The organism is Paenibacillus sp. IHB B 3415, from assembly GCF_000802655.2.
GTDB lineage: Bacteria > Bacillota > Bacilli > Paenibacillales > Paenibacillaceae > Paenibacillus_AQ > Paenibacillus_AQ phytohabitans.
This window is the reverse complement of record NZ_JUEI01000162.1, coordinates 1-4,019: the sequence shown is the minus strand read 5'-3', so window position 1 is coordinate 4,019 and position 4,019 is coordinate 1. Positions and strand designations below refer to the sequence as shown.

Annotated in this window: 1 protein-coding gene, 1 tRNA gene, 1 pseudogene and 1 other annotated feature; of the genes and pseudogenes, 2 read left to right on the top strand and 1 reads right to left on the bottom strand. The window is 52.4% G+C overall.

Going from position 1 to position 4,019, the window contains the following annotated elements:
- Positions 1-234: 234 nt before the first annotated feature.
- Positions 235-308 (top strand) — tRNA-Arg (locus QW71_RS35800).
- Between the two features lie 678 nt (positions 309-986).
- Here QW71_RS35800 and QW71_RS35795 read toward each other — a convergent pair.
- Positions 987-2,984, bottom strand: coding sequence for an arginine--tRNA ligase (locus QW71_RS35795; RefSeq protein WP_039310707.1), 1,998 nt, complete (start codon positions 2,982-2,984; stop codon positions 987-989).
- A gap of 107 nt (positions 2,985-3,091) precedes the next feature.
- Positions 3,092-3,313: a binding site (T-box leader), on the bottom strand.
- A 193-nt stretch (positions 3,314-3,506) separates the two neighbouring features.
- Here QW71_RS35795 and QW71_RS35790 point away from each other — a divergent pair.
- Positions 3,507-4,019: pseudogene (locus tag QW71_RS35790) on the top strand (YVTN family beta-propeller repeat-containing protein); the annotation flags it as partial.

Below are 4,019 nucleotides of genomic sequence, written 5' to 3'. Positions count from 1 at the left end.
ATAACCGCTGGCTAGAACGTTATTCACCCGTTAGGGTGATTTTGTTCTTAGGATCTTCATATATCAGGATATCCACTGGATCGCTCAGAAGTCGCCTGCACGGTGGGGTGTAGGGGACCTCATTTGTTGGCTGGGAGAGTTTAGTCTTGATAAATTCTGTGAATCAGGTATAATAAATAACGTTGCATTAATACATATGGTCTTTACAGCTTTAGGTTTCATGATTCTTCATTTGTCCCGGTAGCTCAGTTGGATAGAGCATGCGCCTTCTAAGCGCACGGTCGGGGGTTCGAATCCCTTCCGGGACGTCAAGTAACAGCCTTCCTTCAGGAAGGCTGTTTTGTCGTCCGGAGGATGAGAAGCCGGCGCCAGCGGGGACGTTGGAGGTTAAGCTTCGATAGGAATACATCGCAATCAGCCGAAGTTTGGCTGTATCCCTTCCGGGACGTCAAGTAACAGCCTTCCTTCGGGAAGGCTGTTTTGTTGTCCGGAGGATGAGAAGCCTCGCGCCAGCGGGGACGTTGGAGCAAAAATTACTTTGAAGCGGGACCATCACGTTTAGAAGCAGCGTTGCGGACTGAGGTGATCTTATTTCGGCGGATCACATCTTTTCGCAGTCCATGCGGACTCAGATGCCGTTAACTAACCCGTTTCCCCTCATTTTGAGCTCCAAACTACAATATAAGGGCTCCTGAGTCCGCATCGGTCAGAAAAACAGGTTTTTTCGCCAAATAGCGTCATCTGAGTCCGCATAGCTTAGCAGAAGATTTCATCTGCACAATGCAGACAATTTTCCTGGAAATCCCTACTGTCTGAGCATTCAAGTCACTCTTTGTACAGCGATCCGCAAGACTATTGTTACTCAAACCCCCGCTCGCCTACAGAGATCCCCCAAGTAACCAACATCATTCACCCAATGAGTACAGTTATCTACTATAAGCCCTACTTGTACTATGCGGGGCTCTCTACAGCTTCTCCGCCCCAGCTTACATCCGCTCCGGCTTAGGCAGCCCGAGCACATCCAGCGCCTCGCCCAAAGTATCGGTGAAGCTCCGGGTCAGCCATAGACGGAAGGCGACGCTGGAAGCCTCTCCTTTGAGGATCGGGCAGGCGGAGTAGAAATTGCTGAACAGTACGGCCAGACTATGCGCATAGTTACAGATCGTATTCGGCGTAAGCTCCCGGCTTGCAGTATATAGGGTGTCTTGCCAGAGGCTGAGCTGTCTCAGCAGGGCGAGCTCGGCTGCTTCAAGCTGCGGCGGAAAGAGCGGAAGCCCGCCATGCGCGTTGCTCCCGTCAGGCCCGCTGCTCGCGCTATGCTTGCTGCTCCCGTTATCCCCGCTATTCCCGTGCCCACCATACTCGCGGCTCCCGCCATGCTCGTTACCGCCGCTATTCCCGATACCGCTGTCCGCCAGGGCGCTGCCTTTACTGAGCACACGGCTTGCCCGGGCATAGGCATACATCAGATAAACGCCAGTGTTGCCGGAAATCTCCATGGCTTGTTTGAAGTCAAACACAATCTCTGTACCCAGATTGAAGCGCAGCAGATAGTAGCGGATGGCAGCGGTGGCGATGAGCCGGCTGGACAGGCCGTTTTTGTCGGAACGGGTAGCCTCGATGGAATGCTCCATAAGCCGGACAAGCTCGGTTACCTTGATGCCGATGCCCTGGCGTCCGGACATGGCGTAGGAGCTTTTGCCGGCGGATGTATCCAGACCGAGCTCGGCAGCGGAAGCCGGACTTAGCGAAACTACACCATAACTTACATGATGCAGCCGATCCGCCTGCTCGCTGTAGCCCAGTGCCTGGAAGGCCTGCTTTACCATCGCCTGCGGATACTCCTGTCTGTAGTCGATCACGTTCACGACCTTGTCTGCGCGTCCAAAAGGCAGCGTCTCACCCCTCAAGCCGGTCGTCCACAGCCCGCTGCCAAATTCGCTGTAGGCGAAGTCCTTGTCCAAGAGGCCGAATTTCCACAGATGATAAGCAATATCCTTGGCCGTATAGGTCAAAATCCCGTTCGAGCGAACCAGCACCTTATCCTTCTGATGCTCCTCTTCTGTCTCCTGTGTCTCCTGTGCGCCAGTCCCAGCGGATTGCTTCAGAATCCAGCAGCCGGCCAGCTTGCCTTCCTTCTCCTGAACGAACACATCTGTCTGCGACAAAAGGCCGAAGGCGGAAGACCAGAAGCCTTCTTTCAGAATACTGCTCTCCCAAACAAGCAGGTCGTAGTGAATGCCGAAGCTGCGCATCTCCTCCACATGCTCTTTTACAATCTGTCCGGCGACAAGGTTGCCAATCCAGGCGGTATTGCCATGCCCCTCTTCCAGCGCGTGAAGAATTTCGGTCCGTTTATTTACACTTTCAGGATGCTCCGCGTACTCCTTGTTGATCTCAGCGTAAATATCCCAGCAGTAATCTCCGAAACGGACATGCTCCCCGGCAAGCGGGACATTCAAGAGGCCGACTACAGTATCTGCAAGCTGATTGCCGAGATCATCCACGTAGTTATGTACCTCGACCGTGTAGCCGGTTTTTCTCAGAATTCTAACCAGTGCATCCCCGATACAGGAGTTTCTCAGGTGCCCGATATGCATGGATTTGTTCGGGTTCACCGAAGTATGCTCCACAATAACCTTCTCGCCAGCTGCCAGCGGCAGCTTGAACTCAGCCTTGGCCCATGCCTGCCAGTCGATATACATATTAATGAACCCCGGCGCGGCAACCTCGATTCTCTGCAGCAGTCCGTTTACAGAGCCCGATGACTTCAGCTCGGCGATGATCAGTTCTGCGATGACGGCCGGGGCTTTGCGCAGGGTACGGGCCAGCTGCATGGCTATATTGCTGGAGTAGTCTCCATGGTCCGCATTCGCAGGCTGCTCCAGAGCCACTTTTACCGCAGAGCTGCCGGGAATCCCCAGGCCTTCAGATACTTTGTGAATACATTGTTCCAGACTGTCTTTAATTAGCTCGCTTAACATGAATAAGTACCTCCCGAAATAGTTGTGAATGGTGTAAGCAGTGGCTGAGGGCGGAAGACTTCAAGGGTCCGTAAGGTGAAAAAAACAACAAAAAAAGCCTTCGTCTCAAAAGAGACGAGGCTTATGCGCTCGCGGTACCACTCTCGTTGCTGAACCTACAGTTCAACCACCTTACAGGTTAACGGTCTTTAGCCGGGGCTTCCTACTCTTAAGGTTCAGAAGTCCATCTCACGGGTGCGCTTCATAATCCTGATCTGTACCGGCTTACACTCTCCCGGCTCGCTGGGGACTAGATTCAGGGATATTACTCTCCCGGTCATCGATTCAATATGATTTTTATCAGTATAGCGAATTTCTGGAAGAAAGCAATAGCGGAATGTCAAGCGGAACCTTGTTTCCGGAAAATGCAACCCATAACATCCGGTATTTGCAATAGATATCCGGCTTTGTCCACACCTCCAGTGATGGCTCGAATATAGTAAGTTGTTATCACTATTAAATATTCGGAGAGGAGAAATCAAGATGAGCTTTTTATCTACAGGACCGATTGAGAATAATGCGGTAGGCGGGCTTAGACCCACTCAGCAGATCACGGTCAAAATCGATAACCGAAGTGATACCATGTCTTCCTTCGTGACGGTAGAGGGTTACTATCTGGATGGAATCCGCACGCTATATGTCAGCGAAACGCTGAATGTGCTGCCTAATCAGGTTTTGACTACCACGTACTATGCGGATCTGGATGCATTTGAGTTTGTTTTTGTCACTTCGGGAACCATTGATGAACAGGTGCAAGTCTCAGTCTGGGGAAAAAATAGCTCAGGCGGCTTAGTAACGCCACACCGCCTGGTTTCTGCTGAACTTCTGGGAGCTATCACAGGAGTGGCGGGCATCACAGGCACAACTGGGGTTACAGGTGCGACAGGCATCACAGGAGCAACTGGGGTTACGGGAGCGACGGGCATCACAGGAGCAACTGGGGTTACAGGTGCGACAGGCACAGCCGGAGCGACTGGGGTTACAGGTGCGACAGGC

Excerpts from the sequence above, each read along its gene's own strand:
- QW71_RS35795 (WP_039310707.1), bottom strand. The coding sequence starts at position 2,984 with ATGTTAAGCGAGCTAATTAAAGACAGTCTGGAACAATGTATTCACAAA.